Here is an 18,286-nt window from a genome sequence, read left to right on the forward strand (position 1 = left end):
CCGTCTGTCCCCAGCGATTGGGACAGGGCGGCGTCACTGGGGCATCTGCTAGGCAGCCTGTCCAAATGCGACCTTGGCGATCGCATCGCTCAGCACATCGAAGCCGGCCCCCGGCCGCGTGCCCTGCTCGGCGAGATGGCGACGGAAGGCCCGTGCGCCCGGCACGGCATGAAATGCGCCGACGAAATGCCGCGTGATCGCATGCAGCCGCGTGCCACGCGCGAGCTGCTGCTCGATATAGGGCATCATGGCCTCGAGCGCGGCCTGCATGGTCCCATGCGGGGCCGCTTCGCCAAAGATCTCCCGATCGACGGAGAGCAGCCGCCATGGTTCCTGATAGGCGGCGCGGCCGAGCATCGCGCCATCGACGTGTTGGAGATGCGCTTTCGCTTCGTCTACGCCGGGGATGCCGCCGTTGATGATGACGGGCACGTCGGGCATCGCACGCTTGAGCCGATAGACGCGGTCATAATCGAGCGGCGGGATGTCGCGATTCTCCTTCGGCGACAGACCGTTGAGCCAGGCCTTGCGGGCATGCACGATGAGCGCATCGCAGCCTGAGGCGACCACCGCGCGCGCAAGCGCATCGAGCGCCATTTCAGGATCCTGGTCGTCGATGCCGATGCGGCATTTCACCGTGATGGGAATCGCAACCGCACGCTTCATCGCCTCGACGCATCTCGCCACCAGCTCCGGCTCCGCCATCAGGCAGGCGCCGAAGCGGCCGTCCTTCACGCGGTCCGACGGGCAGCCGACGTTAAGATTGATCTCGTCATAGCCGAACGCCTCGCCGATCCGCGCAGCCTGCGCCAGTTCGCGCGGATCCGACCCGCCAAGCTGAAGCGCGACCGGATGCTCGACTGCGTCGAACCCAAGCAGCCGCTCGCGGTCGCCATGAATGATGGCCCCGGTCGTCAGCATCTCGGTATAGAGCAGCGCCCGCCGCGTCAGATGGCGATGGAACACCCGGCAGTGCCGGTCAGTCCAATCCATCATGGGCGCTGTGGCCAATTTTCGATCTAAGCCGTTCATTTTATGGAGATATTTCGCATCCGATCGGCCCTATATGCGATTGGACCGATTGAGAAATCCGGTTTGACCAAGCATCCGCTGCCTGGCTCTTCTAGGGCCATATATGCATGAATTGGAAGCGGAAATTGGGTCTTCGGGTTCTCAGTGCACACGGTGCAATGCGAATCTTCACCGAGATCGCGAAATCAGGCGGACAGGAGCGAAGCAGCTGAACCGATATGTGGAATGGCGTCGACCAGCTCGCGCGTGTAGTCATTCTGCGGATTGCTGAGCAGCGCGTGGCTCTCGCCCTGCTCCACGATGCCGCCGGCGCGCAGTACGATGGTGCGGCTGCACATCATGCGCACCACGTTGAGGTCGTGGCTGACGAACAGGAAGGCGAGATTGTCCTCGCGCCGCAGTCGGTCGAGCAGCTGTAGCACCACGGCCTGCACCGAGACATCGAGCGCCGCGGTGGGCTCGTCGAGCACCAGCAAACGCGGCCGGCACGCAATGGCGCGGGCGATACCGACGCGTGCCTTCTGGCCACCCGACAATTGATGGGGAAAGCGTGACAGCAATTCTCGCGGCAGGCCGACGCGATCGGCGCACTCCTCGACCCGGGAACGCAACGCGCCGCCGGGGCGCAGGCCGGCGAGCCGCAGCAGCGGATGGGCAATGCAGTCGAACGCGGTAAAGCGCGGATTGAGGCTCTCATGCGGATCCTGAAAGACGATCTGGATATCCTTGCGCAGCGGCGAGCGGTGAAAGTCGCGGGATGGGACCTTCGAGATCGAATAGCCATCGAACAGGATGTCGCCTTCGCTTGGATCGATCAGCCGGCAGATCATGCGCGCGGTAGTGCTCTTGCCGGAGCCGGACTCACCGACCAGGCCGACGCTTTCGCCGGCTGCCATGGTCATCGAGAAATCCGCCACTGCGGCGGCGCCATCGTCAAAACGCTTGACGATGTGCTGGACGTCGAGCAGCGGCGGTGTGCCCGGCGCGGGCGTCGGCCGCTCCCTCACCTCGACAACCGACAGAGCTTCGTCAGCCGGCACGAGGTCGCCGACACGCGATGTCGCGGTCGGCGATGACGCTACCAGTCGCTTGGTATAGGCGTGCTGCGGCGCCCGAAACAATGTCTGTGGCACGCCCTCTTCCACGAGCCGCCCCTGCTCCATCACCACCACGCGTCGGCAATAGTGTGCCGCGAGACCAAGGTCGTGGGTAATGAGGATTGTCGTCATGCCGCGCTCGGCGACGATGCGCGCCAAAAGGTCCATAACCACCTTCTGTGTCGTAACATCGAGGCCGGTGGTCGGCTCGTCGGCAATCAGTAGCGATGGATTGCAGGAGATCGCGATCGCGATCATCACGCGCTGGCACATGCCGCCGGAGAGCTCGTGCGGATAGGCGTCCAGCCGTCGCTCCGGATCGCGGATCTGCACCGCGTGCAACAGCTTCAGCGCCTCGGCCCGCGCCTCCTGTTTCGAGAGCCGCCGATGCGAAAGGATGGCATCGGCGATCTGGGCACCGACAGCGCGGATCGGATTGAGCGCGGCGATGGAGACGCAGGCGGGCTTCGCCTTGTTCGAGCGCGTCAACAACCGGTTGTTTCCGACCGCCGAGGCGATGGCGCTCTACAAGGAAAGCGAGACGATTTTTGCGCTGCACGCCAAGCTGGAGAACCGCGTCCGCGACCTCAGGGAATGTCGCACGGGACACCTGTCGATCGTCGCAACGCCGCCGCTGGCCTACAGCATCATCCCGCCCGCATTGTCGGACTTCCTGCGCCGGCGGCCGCAGACGCGGATGTTCTTCGACGTCCGCCGCTATGAGGGCATCATCGACGGAGTCCTGAGCCGGGTCGCCGAGCTCGGCTTCGTGCTCGGCTTCTCTCACCATCCGGGTATCGCCCATGAAGTGGTGCACACCGGCGAGATGGTCTGCGTCATGCCGCCGCAACATCCGCTGGCGGACCGCGCGGTGATCACCGCACCCGATCTCGCCGATCTCCCCTTCATCGGGCTCGAGCGCGGAACGCAATTGGGTGAAGCCGTGCGTGCGAGTTTTGCTTCCGCCGGCGCTCCATTCCAGCCGACCGTCGAGGTGCGATACTGCAACACCGCCTGCGTACTCGCCGCGGCAGGCGTTGGCGCGGCGGTGGTGGACTCGTTCTCGCCGCACCAGGCTGGCAGCCAAGAGCTGGTCATCCGCCCTTTCCTTCCCAAGACACCTGCGCTGGCATACATGCTGTGGTCCGAAGCGGAGCCGCTCTCGCGTCTTGCAAGGGCGTTCCTCGACGAAGTCCGCCGAGCAAGCCGACAACTGCAATGATCTAGGCGCCGTACTGCTGCGGCGTCGCAGCTTGCAAGCTCTCAACCTCTTGGCGGCGTTTCGTGCGTGGCGAGAGGCGCACCGATCACCGAACATTCGCGTGGCGGTACATGCGGTCGAGCGCTTCGCTTGAGCCGTGCAGCAATCCAGGAACCACCATCGTCCTGCCAGAGAGCTGAGGTGACGCGAGACGTCGCATCGGCGGCCGGCTCGGTTGAGACCGTTTTCCGTTCTCGTATCGGTCACCATCACTATTGATTGTACACTTAGGTTCCACATCGTTTCGATCGAGCAGGGCTTCGAAGGCAGCGAAGGCCTCGTCAGCCGTTCCCAGCAAGGCCCCGATCGTAAGAGAGCCGTACAATCGGAAGAGTCGCGGCATTCAACAGCATTATCGTCCTATCAGGACACTTCTCCGAGGCTGAGCAGCCCCCCGTTGCGAACAGCAACAGACCGGCCGCATACGATGGTGGATACGGCCTGGACCAAGACGGCCCCCGCGCAATCTCGAAGCCTCGCCTTTCCCCAAGCAGAATGTTGGTGGTGGGCACGCGAACATTTGTGAATACAACTTCGGATGAGCGATCGAGAACGCCGCAAGAACCGAACGCCGGGATCGGCCGCAGCACCTCGACGCCCGGCGTATCCATGGGCACCAGGATTATCGATTGCTGCCGGTGCCGGTCGGGAGCTGAACATCGCAGCTTCATTCGCATCATTCGGCGCTTAGCGCCGACTGCCGCCCATCCCTCCTCCCGGACCGCCAAAGCCGCCGCCACTCATTCCACCGCCAGGTCCCATGGGCCCGCCAGGCGAGCCCAGACCGCCGGGTCCTGACGGGGCGCTTGGTCCGACCGGTGCAGAGCGGGGTGATGAAGCTGAGCCTGCTCCCGGCGCTGGCGAATGCGATCCGCCCGGCTGAGGGCCGCCCGAATTCGGCGTGTTGCGCTCCGGATGCAAGACCGAACCACCCGGCGACCGGCTTGGATTGCCGTTGCCGGGCGAAGCTGCTCCCGGCCTTTGGCCGATAGCACGAGCGGAATCCACCTGGAGGCCGCGCGAACGATCCAATACCCCATTGATCACCATCCGCGCTTCCCCGGCGGCCGGGCCAAAGCGCGAGCCGTCTTGGGCAACGAGCCCGGAGCCGAGCTGGAGGTTCGAACCCGCCCGCTGCACGTAGGCCTCGATCGACAGACGGCTGGCGCCGACGAGATCCGAAAAATCGTCGATCCGCGTTCGCGCCGCCTGCATCGCCCCCTGGCTCGCGTTGCCCTCGATCTGGACCCGCTGGCCGACCAGCAGGGGATCGACGCCGTTCAGCTTCAATCCGCCGATTCGCAAGCCGTCCGGCCCGCGCTCGACCAGACCCGTCACGCGCGCGGCCGCATTGCGCCTCGACTCGACCAAGCTTGCGACGATGACCCCGTCAGTCCGGCGCAATCCATAGACGGCGACTTGCGTACCCGTCCGGAGCTTGCTCGCCTTGTCACCGGCGAAGATCTTCTGGCCGAGCACGGTCAGCTCGTTGCCCTTCACCTGCTCAATCGGACCGGAGACCTCGCTCGCGATCGTGATGTTGCGCGTGACGAGCGTGCCGTCGGCCTGACGGATCGCAACCACGCGCGCGAGCTGACCGATACGCAACGCCTTGGGGCTGGCCGCCTCCCCGTCGATCCAGACCGGCACGTCATTCGCGTAAGTGATGTGCTCGCCATTGACGTAGATGCTGCCGAAACGCTGGATCACGCCGACGATGCCGGTGCCGCCGATGCCGTGATCATCACCGCGCGTGATCCCGGTGCCACCGATACCCTGATCGGCGCCACGCTGGACCTGTGCACGGGCGATGGCCGTGCCGGCGAGCCAGAATCCGGCCAACAGCAGGCGACGGGAGATGACCGGCGACCGGCTCATGAAGAATCACCTTGTTTGCCGCCCTCCTTCGCTTCACCCTCCTCGTCGGCATCTTCGCTGTAGATGTAGATACCGAAATTCCAGCGGGCATTGCCCCCCTTGTCCTTTGCGAGCGCGCGGTTGGCCTCGCGGTTGGCGGTCTTCAGCACGTCCATGGCGAGCTCGCGCGAGCGCGCTTCCAGCCGCCACGCCAGCCTCGGCGAGATGTTGTTGTAGTGCACCGCGCGCTCGAGGAAGCGTGGCGCGGCACCGGACACGTTTTCCGCGGCGGCCGCGATATGGTCGTGCAGATTGCGACCGAGATAATGCCATTTGCCATCGTCCTCGCCGCTCGGCACGAAAGCGGCCTCGACTAGCTCGATCTCGTCGGCCTCGTTGATGGTGACGAGCTTGCGGTCGACCCACTCGTCGAGCACCGCACGTGGGCGCACGTCCTTGGTGACGGAGGCGACGAGCTGCTCGAACGAGGGCGCATCGCCCTCGGCCGTGCGCGGCAAAGTGAGCGGTTCGCCCCTGTCGTCGGTGAACTCGGGCGCGGCGAGCCAGCGCGCGATCACCGCACTGGTCAGCGAGACTGCCGCCGGTGTCTCGTGCACGGGCGCGCCGGCGCTGCGCAGCCGCGCCACTTCCTTGCGATGGATGCCGGTGAGCAGGCTGACCCGGCTGTCGGTCTGCTCCTTTCCGTCCAGCGCGAAATCGTGCTCGGCGACGTTGACGAACAGCTCGCGAAGCAGCTGCGCCAATGCGGGAAAGGTCATGCCGCTGCGGATGCAGAGCCGCACGAGCGGGCGCAGCAACCGCGCCAGCGGCGCTTGCAGCTTCGCGGCGGCATTCGGCTGCGGTACCGCTGCTTTGGACCCCGATTTCGCATTCATGTCTGAATTGTACCAATGCGTCACGTGGGACACAATCCCACACTTTTCCGTGGGCGGATTGACGTGGTAAATTTTCCCACATATACGAACGCCACTTGGGGGCGCGACATACAGGGACTTCACCCATGGCTGACCGCTTGGTCCGCATTTCCAGTTCACCACGTGCTGTGCCGGCTCCCGACCGGGCACATGGCGCGATCGCGCCAATGCTGCCGGCTCTGCTGCGTGGCGTCATCTTCATCTCGGTGCTGGCCGCACCGTTCCTCGCAGCGCTTCTTGCAGGCTGACCGCCATCATGCATCCCACCAGCGACAGCCCGCCCCGCCCGTCGGTGCTGCACATCTTCAAGGTGTACTATCCCGACCTGTTCGGCGGCACGCTCACGGTGATCCGCGACATCTGCGCGAGCCTGAAGGATGCTTTCGCCTCCGCCGTGCTGGTCTGCTCGCAATCCGTCGAACGGCGGGAGATCGTCGTTAACGACGTCCCGGTCGAGCGCGTGCGCTCGTTCGGCAATATCATGTCGCTGCCAGCCGCGCCGACCTATCCCTGGCGTCTGTGGCGCAGGATTGCCGAGCACGATTTGCTCGCGCTCCATGCCCCCTTCCCTCTTGCCGACCTCGTGTTCGCCTTCGGAATCGGTGCCAGGCGTCCACTGGTGGTGCACTGGCACGCCGACATCGTCACTCATGCCGGCCTGCGTTGGCTCGTTGAACCTCTGATGCGGCGGACGCTGCGCTGCGCCAAGGCGATCATCGTCTCTGACCAAGCGCTGGTCGATAACACGCCGCTGCTGCGCGAATTCGAGGACAAATGCCATATCGTGCCGTTCGGCATCGACACCACAGGCTACGACTGGCCGAAGATCGAGCCGTACCATGTCAACGATCGCGGCCGGCTCGTGCTGGCCTGCGGCCGGCTCGTACCCTACAAGGGATTCGACGTGCTGGTCCGCGCTGCAGCCGTGCACGATTTCGAGGTCTGGATCATCGGCGAGGGAATCGAGCGGCCGCGGCTCGAGCAGTTGATCCAGGAGCTCGGCCTTCATGACCGCGTCCGCCTGCTCGGCTCGGTCAACGATTGCGAACGCATCAAGCTGATGCGCCTCGCCGACGTCTTCGTGATGCCGTCGGTGACCAATGCCGAGACCTTCGGCCTCGTCCAGCTCGAGGCCATGGCCGCCGGACGACCGGTCGTGAATACGGCGCTCGACACTGCGGTGCCGCGTGTCGCCCGCCACGGCATGGAGGCGATCACCGTGCCGCCCGGCGACGTCGCAAGGCTGGGTGAGGCTATCGACACCCTGATCCGCGATCCCGAGCGACGCCGTCGGATGGGGCTTGCGGCGCGTACGCGCGCCGTCACCCATTACTCGACCACGGCCTTCAAGCAAGGCATGGAGGCCGTCTACCGTGATGCCGTTGCCGCACCCAACAAGGAGCGACCAGCAACCGCGGAGCCGCTTCAAGCGACCGCTTGGCTGGACTGCGTTCGGATCGCGGCGGCACTGGCCTGGTCGGACATGCGCCACCGCTACGTGCGCTCGTTGCTCGGCCCGTTCTGGATGTCGCTCCAGATGGCGATCGTGGTGGCGGTGCTAGGCTCGGTCATCGGGCAGATGTCGAACGCCGACGTGCTGTCGCGCCTGCCCATGCTGGCGCTGTCGATGACGGCTTGGATCTTCCTCAACAGCGTGGTGCTCGACGCCACCACGGCGCTCCAGAACTCCGCGAGTCTGATCCGCGACCGGGCGCTGCCGCCGATCATCTTCTTGCTGCAATGCACGTTCCGCCAGGCGCTGTTCGCGCTCCATAACGCCTGCGTACCACTCCTCCTTTGGCTCCTCCTGTCCCGCCACGAGTTCTCCCACGCGCCGGCGGCGCTGCCGGGCCTCCTAGTGTTCGTGGTCTGCACTTTCGGCTTGAGCCTCGTTCTCGGTGCGATGGCAACACGCTATCGCGACCTCAAGCCAATCATCGAATCCACGTTGACGCTCGCCTTCCTCGCCTCGCCCATCATCTGGTCGTCGGAGATGGTCAACCATCGCTCGACGGTGATACGGATCAATCCGCTGACGCATCTGTTCGCGGTGTGGCGCGAGCCACTGGCCGGCGGCCATGTTGACCCCTTCAGCATCGTCTATGTCCTGATCGTACTGGCGCTTTTGATCGTTGCGAGCGTGATGACGCTGCTCCACCTGCGCAAAGCCGCGTTTTGGATCTGATGCATGGTCTCGATCAGCCTACGCAACGTCTGCCTCGACTATCCGCTCTACGGCGCCTACGACCATTCGCTGAAACGGCGGCTGCTCGGCTATCTCATCCGCGAGCCCGGCGAGACGCGGATCATACGCGCCATCGACGACGTCACCATCCAGGCCGATGCCGGTGCCCGCATCGGACTTGCCGGAGCCAACGGCTCCGGCAAATCGACGCTGCTGCGGCTGATCGCCGGCGTCTATCCACCAAGCAGCGGCAGCGTCGTGATCCAGGGGAACATCGTGCCCCTGCTCGGCCTCAATGCCGGCGTCAACCTGGATTTCGTGGCCGAGGACAACATCGCACTGCTGCTGCGGATCAGCGGCCGCAAGCCGACCCGCGGCGCAATCGACCAGATTTGGGCCTTCACCGAGCTAGAGGCGCGCATGCAGCGGCTGCCGCTGCGGATGTTCTCCTCGGGCATGCTGATGCGGGTGCTGTTTGCGACCGCGACGGCCTTTCCGGCCGACATCCTCCTGCTCGACGAATGGCTCAGCGTGGTCGACGAGCACTTTGCCGAGAAGGCGCAGGAGCGGCTCCTCAAGCTCATGTCCCAAGCGGCGATCGTGATCATCGCCTCGCATGACCAGCCTCTGCTGCGCCGCACCTGCACCAGCATCATCAACCTCGATCACGGCCGCATCGCCTCGACCATCACGGTCGCCCCGCCGGGCCCCAACGCCTTCGAGCTCCGCGAGAAAAGCGCATGAAGCACAACATCCTCGTCGTCTCCGAGTCGCTCGGACAACCCAATCACAAGCGCGGCATCTTCCACTTCACCCGGGAACTGGTACGTTCGCTCGCCTCGGAAGGCCACGAGCTCACGCTGGTGGTGGAGACCACGAAACGCTACCGCAAGCTCTGCCAGCGCGAGCGGCGTACGAGGCTGTTCGCGGCGCAATCGCGCAACATCGAGCTGCTTGCGCTCTATCGCTATCTCGACGAAATCAACGTGAGCGGGCCGTTGACGCTCAGCGGCACGCGCCGCAAACTCGACTGGCTCCGCCGCAGGGCCGGCCTGTTGCTGTCGCAGGACAACACCGTCTGCCTCCTGCGCGCGATCGGCCTGCTCGGCCTGCCCAAGCGCCTGATCGAGAACCGGCCCGCCGCGCTCGAATACATTCCGCCGGATCTCAGGCACCTCGAGCTGTTCGGCGACTTTCAGCTCGAGCCCGGCTTCTTCAACTATCAGGACGCATCGGCCTTCTTCCTGCTGCCTCCCCCGCGGATCGACGCGCGCGATTACGACTTGATCGTCGTGGACACCCCGACACGAGTGGTGATCAGGCGCAAACCCGGCGCCAAGGTGATCTGCATCGTCCACGACCTGTTGCCGCTCACCGACCTCAAGCTCAGCGACATCGCCACGCGGCAGTTCCTGGCGCGAATCCGCACCAGCCTGCGTCAGGCCGACGAACTCGCCTTCGTTTCAAACTACAGCATGATGCGGTTCAGGGAACTGCTGCCGCAATTTGCGCACCTGCCGGCGCGCGTCGTCTATCCCCGCACCAGGTTCGACGCCCCTGATGTCCTGCACCTTTCAGCCCCGTCGGGGAGTCGGGGGCGGCCGAGCTTCGTCGTCATCGTCTCGAACGAGCCACGCAAGAACATCGCCGCCGTGGTCCATGCCTTCCGCAACATTCCCCAGGCCGATCTCGTCGTGATCGGCTATACCGGAGAGATCAGCCGGACGCGCAACCTCCCGCCCAACGTCCGCTTCGCCGGCTATGTCGACGAGCACGAGAAGGCGGCGCTGATCGCGGAAGCGCACGGCCTGATCATGCCGAGCCTTGCCGAAGGTTTCGGCGTGCCGATCATCGAGGCGCTCGCTGCGAACACGCCGGTGCTGTGCTCCGACATCGCCGTCTTCCGCGAGGTCGCGGGCGAGCTCGCCGACTATTTCGACCCGTTCTCCACGGAGGCGATCGCCGCCTCCGTCACCCGCGTGCTGATGGGGCAGGAAGAGTGCCGCGGCAGGATCCGGGCGCGACGCCACGAGCTCGCCGAACGCTTCGGCTACGAGACCCAGGCCCGGGATTTCCTCGGCCATGAGACGCCCAGAGAAAGCCTGGTCGCAGCACAGTAAGCGTCAGCCACATGATCGCTGAGCAAGCCGCATCACCCAGTCCGGCCAGCCAACCAACCTTGCACGACCGATGGCATGCCCTGGGCCGTTCCGCCGGGCTGTTTCGTGCTGCCGACCTGCTCGTCATCCTGATTGCGGCATCGCTGCCCTGGTCGACCACCGCGACCTCGATCTTGGTCGGGTTCTGGCTGCTTGCGGTGACGCCGACCATCGCCTGGCGCGAGTATGCGCGCCAGCTTGCGCGACCAGCGTTTGCCTTGCCCCTCGCGCTCCTACTGCTCGCGCTTCTTGGCACGCTGTGGTCAGAGGGAGCGTGGGCGGACCGGCTGCATGCCGTCAAGCCGGTCGCAAAGCTCATGCTGATTCCGCCTTTGCTCTACCATTTCAGCCGGTCTGAGCGCGGCTTCCATGTCTGCATCGCCTTTCTCGCTTCCTGCGCGCTGCTTGCCGCGTTGTCCTGGATCGTGCTGCTCGATCCCGATTGGAAGATCACCGCAACGGCGTCGCCAGGCGTTCCCGTCAAGAACTACATCGACCAGAGCCAAGAGTTCACCCTGTGCGCCTTTGCGCTCGCGCTGCCCCTCTGGCGCGGCAGACTCGCGGTCGCAACCGTCGTCTGCTTGGCCTTAATCCTGCTGTTCGTCACCAACATGGTGTTCGTCGCCTCGGCCCGCACGGCCCTACTCTGCATCGCGGTGCTGCTGGCCCTGTTCGCCATGAGGCATTTGAGCCGGCCGGCGGCGCTGGTCCTGCTCGCAGGTGCGATCGCCGCGAGCCTATTGGCCTGGACCACCTCGCCCTATTTGCGCCAACGCATCGGCGACATCGCCGTCGAATACCGCCACGGCCACGAGAACATCAGCCGCGCCTCGACCGCGCAGCGGCTGATCTATTGGCGCAAGTCGCTCCATGCCTTTACCGAGGCGCCCCTGATCGGCCATGGCACCGGTTCAATAAAGCGTCAGTTCGAGCGCGCCGCCACGATTGAAAGCAAGCTCGATGCCGAGGTCGTGAGCAATCCGCACAACCAGACCCTCAACGTCGCGGTGCAGTGGGGCCTTCTGGGTGTCGGCCTGCTTTACGCCATGTGGATCGCGCATCTTCGCTTATTCGCAGGTGAAGGCTTCGCCGCCTGGATCGGCCTCGTGGCCGTCGTGCAGAACATCGCGAGCTCGCTGCTCAACTCGCACCTGTTCGATTTTCATGAGGGCTGGATGTACGTGCTTGGCGTTGGCGTCGCCGGCGGCATGGTGCTGAAGGCTAAGGCGAAAACGGCGTCCGGCAGCCAGGCTTGACGACTGGGCCGCGTACTCACAAACCGCTGGCGATGTCCGCTTTGCGCCGATACCGAACGCCTTTTTGCAGCCGCAGCTCGTCGTCCTGCATCTAAACGTGCGGCTCCGCTAGGACGCGCGGTAAAGGCTCTTGCGGGCGATTAACCTGATTCACCGAGCGGCTCGACCTGCAGCACGCATCGACGCTCTGCTCTACCAAGTTGACGACCCGATCCGTGACGCCCAGCTCGATGTCGAACGGCGCCTGACTATATTGCGTATTGCTGTGGAAGCGGACGCGTCGTGCAAAGGCACGCTGCCATTGCAAGCCATCGGCTCGTACCTGGCGCGGTGGGAAATTTTAGCCTTCATTGCCCTCGTATGTCGCTGTCCTGCGTTTTGTTTCAATTGTATTAGAGACGCCTGAACGCCGGAATTCCAACGTTCAATCCGCGTTGGTCGCCACATGCTCCTGCGAGGAACCCGTGACGTCCTCCGAGGGTGAGATGTCAAGGGATAATCGTTATGCAGGGCGGCATCAGACCATCGTTGCGCGCTTCCAGGCACAGGCTTCCAGCGTTACTCGTTCTGGCGGTTTTTTCCTGTGGGCAGTCGTCGGGAGCAGACGCTGCGGACCGCAGATCCGCGATGCGAGGAGATGCGATTAGCCAGTCCGATACGAGGTTTGTGTCTCTCGGCGTAGGCAAATCGATCGTAATCGATCTTCCACGCGACGTGAAGGACGTGCTGGTCGCGGATCCCAAGGTAGCCAACGTGGTGCTGCGATCGACACAACGCGCCTACATCATCGGCGCCGCTGTCGGGCAAACCAACGTCGTGTTCTTTGATACTGCCGGCCAGGCGATCGTCGCCTACGACATCGCCGTCAAGCGCGACCTGAACGGCGTTCGTGCAGCATTGAAGCAGGCTCTTCCCGCCGCCAATATCCATATCGACGGCGTCGGCGACGGCGTGATCCTGACCGGCACTGTCGCGACACCCCTCGAAGCCCAGCAGGCCAACGATATTGCTACGCGCCTCACGGGTGCGGCCGACAAGGTCGTCAACTCGATCGCGGTTCGGGGCCGCGACCAGGTGATGTTGAAGGTGACGGTCGCCGAGATTTCGCGCGAGGTCGTAAAGCAGCTTGGTGTCGATCTCAGCACGAGCCTCAGCTCAGGCACATCGGTCGTAAGCCTAACGAACTCGAATCCCTTCACGGCTTACGGCAAGAATCTTGTCGATAGCAACAGCGTGACTCTATCAGCCGGTGGAACGACGGCCACGTTGAGGGCGATGGAGAAGGCGGGTGTCGTACGCACGTTAGCAGAACCTACTCTGACGGCGATATCGGGAGAGGCCGCCACCTTTGTTTCCGGCGGTGAGTTTCCCGTTCCCGCGGGGTATTCTTGCGACCCAACAACCCATGTGTGCACGACGCAAATCAGCTTCAAGAAATTTGGAATGTCGTTGAGCTTCACGCCGGTCGTGCTGGCGGAGGGGCGCATCAGCTTGCACTTGATGACCGAGGTGTCGGACCTATCGAACGAGAATTCGATTACCTTGTCCCAGGCGGTGAGCGACAACACGACCAACTCTCTGACGGTTCCCTCCATCAAGACGCGACGGGCCGAGAGCACGCTTGAGATCCCGTCGGGCGGATCCATGGCAATCGCCGGCCTGATTCAGGACCAGACAAAGCGAGCCGTGAACGGCTTGCCCGGGCTGATGCAGGTGCCGCTGCTGGGTGCGCTCTTCAGGAGTCAGGACTTCGTCAACAACCAGACCGAGCTCGTCGTCCTCGTGACCCCTTACCTCGTTCGCGCCGTGAGTCCGAGAGAACTGTCGCGGCCGGACGACGGCTTTGTCGGGCCGAGCGACCCACAAGCCAATCTCATCGGCAACATCAATCGCCTTTATGGCCGAACAGGATCAACGGGAGCCCGTCGCGGCAATATCGGCTTCATCACCGATTGACGCGTTGTCCGTCCGTCGCGCCCGCACCGCGGCAGCGTTCAGGCAATCTTTGCAATATACATAAACATCGTCGTCATTATCCCACGGTTGTTCGGGCATACGACGCGCCGAACCTTTACAGATCAGGATTGGCGAAATGTCTTTGAATTCTTGGCGGTGCAAACGGGCGGTGGTACGGCCTGCCTCATCGTCGTCGGAATCAGCCCGTTGCGCGCAGAGCCGGTGTTCGACGGTCTGGCCCGGGCATGGTCCGGCACCGCGACGGTGAAACTATCGGACGGGCTCCGCGGGAGCGTGCGCGGCAAAATGGCTTACGACGTCGCCCAACCCAGACGGTCATTGACGCTGCACCTGCGCTGCGCGAGCGATGCTTACAAGATGGTCTTGTCCGCGAACATCGAGCAGAGCGGAGCCCTCCAGCAACTGGTTCGGGAGCGAATACTGGCGGGGCGGCAAGGTCTACGACACGAACAGGAACGGCCTGGTCGAGGCGCGAATTGAGGGGAAACACCGCATGACCCAGGCACTCCGAGTCGCCCTGTGTGCGCTCGTCACCATCGTATCCTCATTCGTTTGGATCTCTCGCCCTCAAGCACAAATGCCGCCGGGAAGCGCGCCGTCGCCCCGAACCGATCCCTTTCCTGACGGACTGCCGGTCTGGGACTACGATCGCGACGGAACGTACAGCTGCGACGAATGGAAGAGGCATATGGACCAATTGTTCCGATTTGCCGACCAAAACCGCGACGGGCTTCTGACCGCATCTGAATTCCCCGCTATTCGTCGCGTCGACCGGATGTTCGCGCAGGCGGAGCTGGGATATTTCGACGACAACCGTGATGGAAAGGTGAGCCGCTCCGAATTCGTGGACAAGCCAAGCCGGTTCATCGGCCAGTACGACAAGAATTCCGATTGTAAGGTCACGCCTGCGGAGTTGAAGAACAGCACATCCGCGCCACCCGGCGGCAGCCAGCCGAGTCCGACTGGTTCGGGAGGCTTCGGCCCGAAGTACTAGGTGTTCAGTGCACATAGGGGGATTGATCCTGAAGCGATCTGGCGCGTTCGCCATGACTTGCACATCGCTTCATACGGCATGAGGCCGCGCAGGGTCTCGAGACATCTGGCAAAGTCGCAGGCGAAGTCGTGCCGTGACTTGCCTGATCCAGAACTTGCCTTCGATGTTGTAGGGCGGCTCGCTCAACCAGATCCGCAATAGTAGAAGGGACGCAATAGGCTGCAGGCTGACAAGACTGTTGAAGCTTCGAGAGGTTACCCGCTCAAACAAAAACCTGGCTCGCGTCCCGCGATGGTTCGCAAGGAGCGTTTGTTGCTAGCTTGCGTCATGGAATGGACGCCGGTCACAACCTCTGCTCGTTGGTGGTTCGCCCGCAGTGCTTGCCCAAGCGAGACCTTCCGGCAAATGCCTTGATGGCGTCAGCCTAGTGCAAAGGCAGGATCAAGGAGAAGGCAACGCCCAGAGCAACCGCGAAAATGGCCAGACCAATCGAAAACCTTTCGTTTCCGCTCGCGGACGGCGGAACGTTCCGGTTAATTAATCCAAATGATTGATGACTCGGGCCGTCCTGACCGCACGTTCTCCGCGGCTTGAGCGGGGCGATCATGATCACGACGAAAAGGACGTTTATGATCAACCACATGCCGATGATGATCAGGAATCGTAGCATTCGAAATGCTAATGTGTTCGATGCAGGTGTAGCAAGCGGGGAGGTATTTCAACTTCCACTGATTTGTAAATACGATTGGGGATGGCATAGCCACTTGGCAGGACGATCCCCTGGATTTGAGCGGAGCCGTTCGATGGCGAGACATTCCGCCCTCGATCGCCGCCACCACGCGCTTTTGCGAAGATCAAAAGAATAGACGCCTCCGCTCGGCTAGCATGGCGAACCAGAAACAGCTGATTTGGGAGCCCCAAATCAATTCAGCTCAACATCATCACGCTTTACTTTAGCAGCCTCAGGTTCGCATTTAAAACAGCGCCAGATCGGTGGCCCCTTCCCCTTTCGCGGTGACGTTAGGGTCATCGGCCTCCTGCACCGCGGGCATATGGGAATTGCTCCAGAACATATAGGAAATTCGGTCACCATAGCAGGAACCTATCTAGTAGACGGAGGACCGTCGTCTGCCATTTGCCGTCGATCGCAGTACGACTCTGGATGATACTGACGGCCCCCACGACGAGCTGTTCTCATGAACGCAATCTGTTTCTCCGCGCATCCATGATCATCTGCGCCATGAAAGGCGCAGAGCATCCGAAGGTGCTGCAATGTTCGACTCGAGGGTGAACGATTATCGTTCATTTTCAGCGCCTCCCCTCTTAGCCAATCTAAGCGATCCGATTCTTCGGATGTAGACGTGGCTTGGTTCGTGCAGAGATTGTACGACCAATTCGTCGGAAAACCGAGCCCCAAGAGGTGGTCAGCCGCACACATTGGCAACGCATTTTGTGTCGCAATGTTTCTATACCAGCTGCGGCAGAACTAGGCGTCGTACCTATAATGCGAATTCATTGTCGGTCCCCGCTCGCGACTCTTGTGTCCGGAAGGGTTAGGACCTGCTCGTACACCACGCGTTACAATCGCATCGTTCGTTGGTAGCGACTGCTGGACCCGACTATCCCGGCAACAACTTTGCCAGCTTCGTCGGCGGCAGTGGCACGGTCACAGGTATTCTCTGGTTCAGCTACGCAGCTGACTTCGGCTAGGACGTACTGCGTCCTTCTCAGCGCAAGACCCGACGTCCTACATGCAGGCCGGCAACCTCAACATAAGAGCTAGAACGACCTCGCCTCCGACTGCTGTTTGCTGCCAGGCCCTGCCGCGAGAGGGCGTGGCTGGCTTCGATCTCGTGCGGAAGTCCTATTCGATCGAGGAATTGTCGCGTGTACTGCATCGGACAGCGTCCCTCGCAGTGGAAGAGTCCGTCGGCGCAAGCAAGCGGTCCTCAATCCGTGCAGCCATTAGCCGAGCTCGGCGCCGTCACCCGCTTGATTTCTGACCATTCGCTGCCGGCTATAAAGTCTGACCATGCGGCGATCTTTACCACCTCACAGGCCATTCAACCGATATGAAAACTCGTCCTATTGCCGAATCCTGTTTCCCACATAGCGACGATGTGACAACCGTGATTTGAGGGATTGTCAGCGCTTCTGCAATATCAGTTACCGACCCGGTCCAGATCGACGGAGACCTCCGAGGCCCAAGCCCCAGGTGCTTCCAACAGAAATGATTGATGATTCGCTTTGGTGCGAATGGTCACAAAAGCCGCGACGGTATTGCCCTCAATCCTTGCCTCGACAATCCCTTCGGAGCTCGTCCCGTATATTTTTCCGCCCTGCCGATACTCACTTTCGAACCAATTGCCCGAAATTACGGAACCATCTTGCTCAATCTGGGCGGACAGTACCATCTTATAGGCGTCGCTCGCGCATCTCAGTTCAAACCCGACGGATTTTTCGGGCCGCTTCACTACGTAGATTGCCCTGCAGCGAATACGTTCGCGAGGCCCCTCAGAGAGCTTCATTGACCCCGTCCCGTTCCATACCCCGGCCAGGCCATCGAGCGTTGCCAACGCATTCGATGACACGAGGAGCAAACATGCAAGGACAGACACCCCTAGTTGCCGCTTGTAATGGGCAATTCGTACGAACGCTTTGTGCTTTCCTATGGCCATGTTCTACCTGCCCTCTGATTGAGGGCTGTAGGTACTCCAGAAGGAGTGTCCTAAAGATGGTCTAAACTTTGCTATTCTTGACGCTTCTGGGTCCAGGCAATACTTGGCAATACTAATTGCGCTAAGGTTGTTTTTGATTCAGCTCGGCCATGGCAATTCATTCAGCTCCTGGGCCAAGTGGAGTACAAGTTATGACTGCTTTGGGATGCCGTCGAGTCGTCCATAAAACGTAGATTTACACCTTGCCCCACTTTCCCAATCCGACTCGAAAAATAAAGTATCCGGTGAGGACCGGGGAGCGCTCACACGGGCTGCCCGATTGACGTTCATATTTGGTCTCGCCATGAGCATCGCGTGCGATGCGCTCGACCACCAACGATCACGAAAATCCACCAACCCATGGCTTTATCCGACGTTCACCGAGACAATAGCACAGGGGTGTTGCTACCGCCCTTCATCAGAAAGTGGCCGCCTCCGTTGACCGGTGATGTTACGTTTGGCCCTTCGCGACTGTCTGAGCGTGCCCGGCCGTTTCCGACATTGATGGTAGACCGGACCTGACCGCCCATGGCCGCAACGGGCACTGTTGCCCCTGGCGGTGTGAAACGCTGCGCTTGATGTGATTCGCGCGATATGATTCCCGTACGATTTGCGGAGGCCGAAATGAATCGCTTTGTGCGGTGATTCAGAGGCGCGCTTTACGGAGTTCCGGGTTTAATTGGGCGGCAAGGGAGTTGGTCAAGCGACCAGATCGTTATGATCGGCACACCATCGATCAGCATCGTTGATCCTGCTCCGGCTTCCTCTACGTTCGACCGAGTTTGTTGCGTTTCGAGGGTCGTTTCGAACGCCATC

General features: G+C 62.2%; 13 protein-coding genes and 2 pseudogenes. 9 read left to right on the forward strand and 6 right to left on the reverse strand.

The annotated features are described in order from the left end of the window. Positions 1 to 48 precede the first annotated feature (48 nt). Positions 49 to 996 (reverse strand): tRNA dihydrouridine(20/20a) synthase DusA, encoded by a 948-nt coding sequence (gene dusA, locus AC066S_RS24190; protein WP_478270783.1) that lies wholly within the window; start codon positions 994 to 996, stop codon positions 49 to 51. 221 nt (positions 997 to 1,217) lie between these two features. After that, positions 1,218 to 2,621: an ATP-binding cassette domain-containing protein gene (locus AC066S_RS24195; protein ID WP_478270784.1), complete on the reverse strand. Its 1,404-nt coding sequence runs from the start codon at positions 2,619 to 2,621 to the stop codon at positions 1,218 to 1,220. On the opposite strand from AC066S_RS24195, the gene AC066S_RS24200 reads away from it, so the two are divergent. Then, complete coding sequence (locus tag AC066S_RS24200; RefSeq protein WP_478270785.1) at positions 2,578 to 3,351, forward strand: LysR substrate-binding domain-containing protein; 774 nt, start codon at positions 2,578 to 2,580, stop codon at positions 3,349 to 3,351. The genes AC066S_RS24195 and AC066S_RS24200 overlap by 44 nt on opposite strands. Positions 3,352 to 3,808: 457 nt before the next feature. On the opposite strand, the pseudogene AC066S_RS24205 reads toward AC066S_RS24200, so the two are convergent. The 3 genes and pseudogenes from AC066S_RS24205 to AC066S_RS24215 all read right to left on the reverse strand — a co-directional run. Next, positions 3,809 to 4,037: pseudogene (locus tag AC066S_RS24205) on the reverse strand (acyl-CoA dehydrogenase); the annotation flags it as partial. A gap of 40 nt (positions 4,038 to 4,077) precedes the next feature. After that, complete coding sequence (locus AC066S_RS24210) at positions 4,078 to 5,268, reverse strand: DUF5666 domain-containing protein (protein WP_478270786.1); 1,191 nt, start codon at positions 5,266 to 5,268, stop codon at positions 4,078 to 4,080. Beyond that, complete coding sequence (locus AC066S_RS24215; RefSeq protein WP_478270787.1) at positions 5,265 to 6,143, reverse strand: DUF6502 family protein; 879 nt, start codon at positions 6,141 to 6,143, stop codon at positions 5,265 to 5,267. Before AC066S_RS24215 ends, AC066S_RS24210 begins: the two co-directional genes overlap by 4 nt. A gap of 125 nt (positions 6,144 to 6,268) precedes the next feature. Between AC066S_RS24215 and AC066S_RS24220 the strand changes: the two genes are divergently transcribed. From AC066S_RS24220 to AC066S_RS24255, 8 genes and pseudogenes are all read left to right on the forward strand, one after another. Then, on the forward strand, positions 6,269 to 6,430 hold the full coding sequence (locus AC066S_RS24220; RefSeq protein WP_478270788.1) for a hypothetical protein: 162 nt from the start codon (positions 6,269 to 6,271) through the stop codon (positions 6,428 to 6,430). 8 nt (positions 6,431 to 6,438) lie between these two features. Further along, positions 6,439 to 8,367 (forward strand): glycosyltransferase, encoded by a 1,929-nt coding sequence (locus AC066S_RS24225; protein ID WP_478270789.1) that lies wholly within the window; start codon positions 6,439 to 6,441, stop codon positions 8,365 to 8,367. Positions 8,368 to 8,370: 3 nt separating this feature from the next. Beyond that, complete coding sequence (locus tag AC066S_RS24230; protein WP_478270790.1) at positions 8,371 to 9,111, forward strand: ABC transporter ATP-binding protein; 741 nt, start codon at positions 8,371 to 8,373, stop codon at positions 9,109 to 9,111. Continuing rightward, the gene (locus tag AC066S_RS24235; protein ID WP_478270791.1) at positions 9,108 to 10,487 is read left to right on the forward strand and encodes a glycosyltransferase family 4 protein; all 1,380 of its coding nucleotides are present in this window, start codon (positions 9,108 to 9,110) and stop codon (positions 10,485 to 10,487) included. Before AC066S_RS24230 ends, AC066S_RS24235 begins: the two co-directional genes overlap by 4 nt. A gap of 11 nt (positions 10,488 to 10,498) precedes the next feature. Beyond that, a complete protein-coding gene (locus tag AC066S_RS24240) occupies positions 10,499 to 11,782 on the forward strand; it encodes an O-antigen ligase family protein (RefSeq protein WP_478270792.1) in 1,284 nt (427 codons plus the stop codon). Between the two features lie 504 nt (positions 11,783 to 12,286). Beyond that, on the forward strand, positions 12,287 to 13,738 hold the full coding sequence (locus AC066S_RS24245; RefSeq protein ID WP_478270793.1) for a type II and III secretion system protein family protein: 1,452 nt from the start codon (positions 12,287 to 12,289) through the stop codon (positions 13,736 to 13,738). 514 nt (positions 13,739 to 14,252) lie between these two features. Continuing rightward, positions 14,253 to 14,753 carry an EF-hand domain-containing protein gene (locus AC066S_RS24250; RefSeq protein WP_478270794.1) on the forward strand — a complete coding sequence of 167 codons (501 nt, stop codon included), beginning with the start codon at positions 14,253 to 14,255 and terminating at the stop codon, positions 14,751 to 14,753. A 1,617-nt stretch (positions 14,754 to 16,370) separates the two neighbouring features. Further along, a pseudogene (locus tag AC066S_RS24255) lies at positions 16,371 to 16,528 on the forward strand (porin); the annotation flags it as partial. Between the two features lie 387 nt (positions 16,529 to 16,915). On the opposite strand, the gene AC066S_RS24260 reads toward AC066S_RS24255, so the two are convergent. After that, complete coding sequence (locus tag AC066S_RS24260; protein WP_478270795.1) at positions 16,916 to 17,281, reverse strand: hypothetical protein; 366 nt, start codon at positions 17,279 to 17,281, stop codon at positions 16,916 to 16,918. Positions 17,282 to 18,286 lie beyond the last annotated feature (1,005 nt).

This window comes from Bradyrhizobium sp. CFUWI (assembly GCF_056429085.1).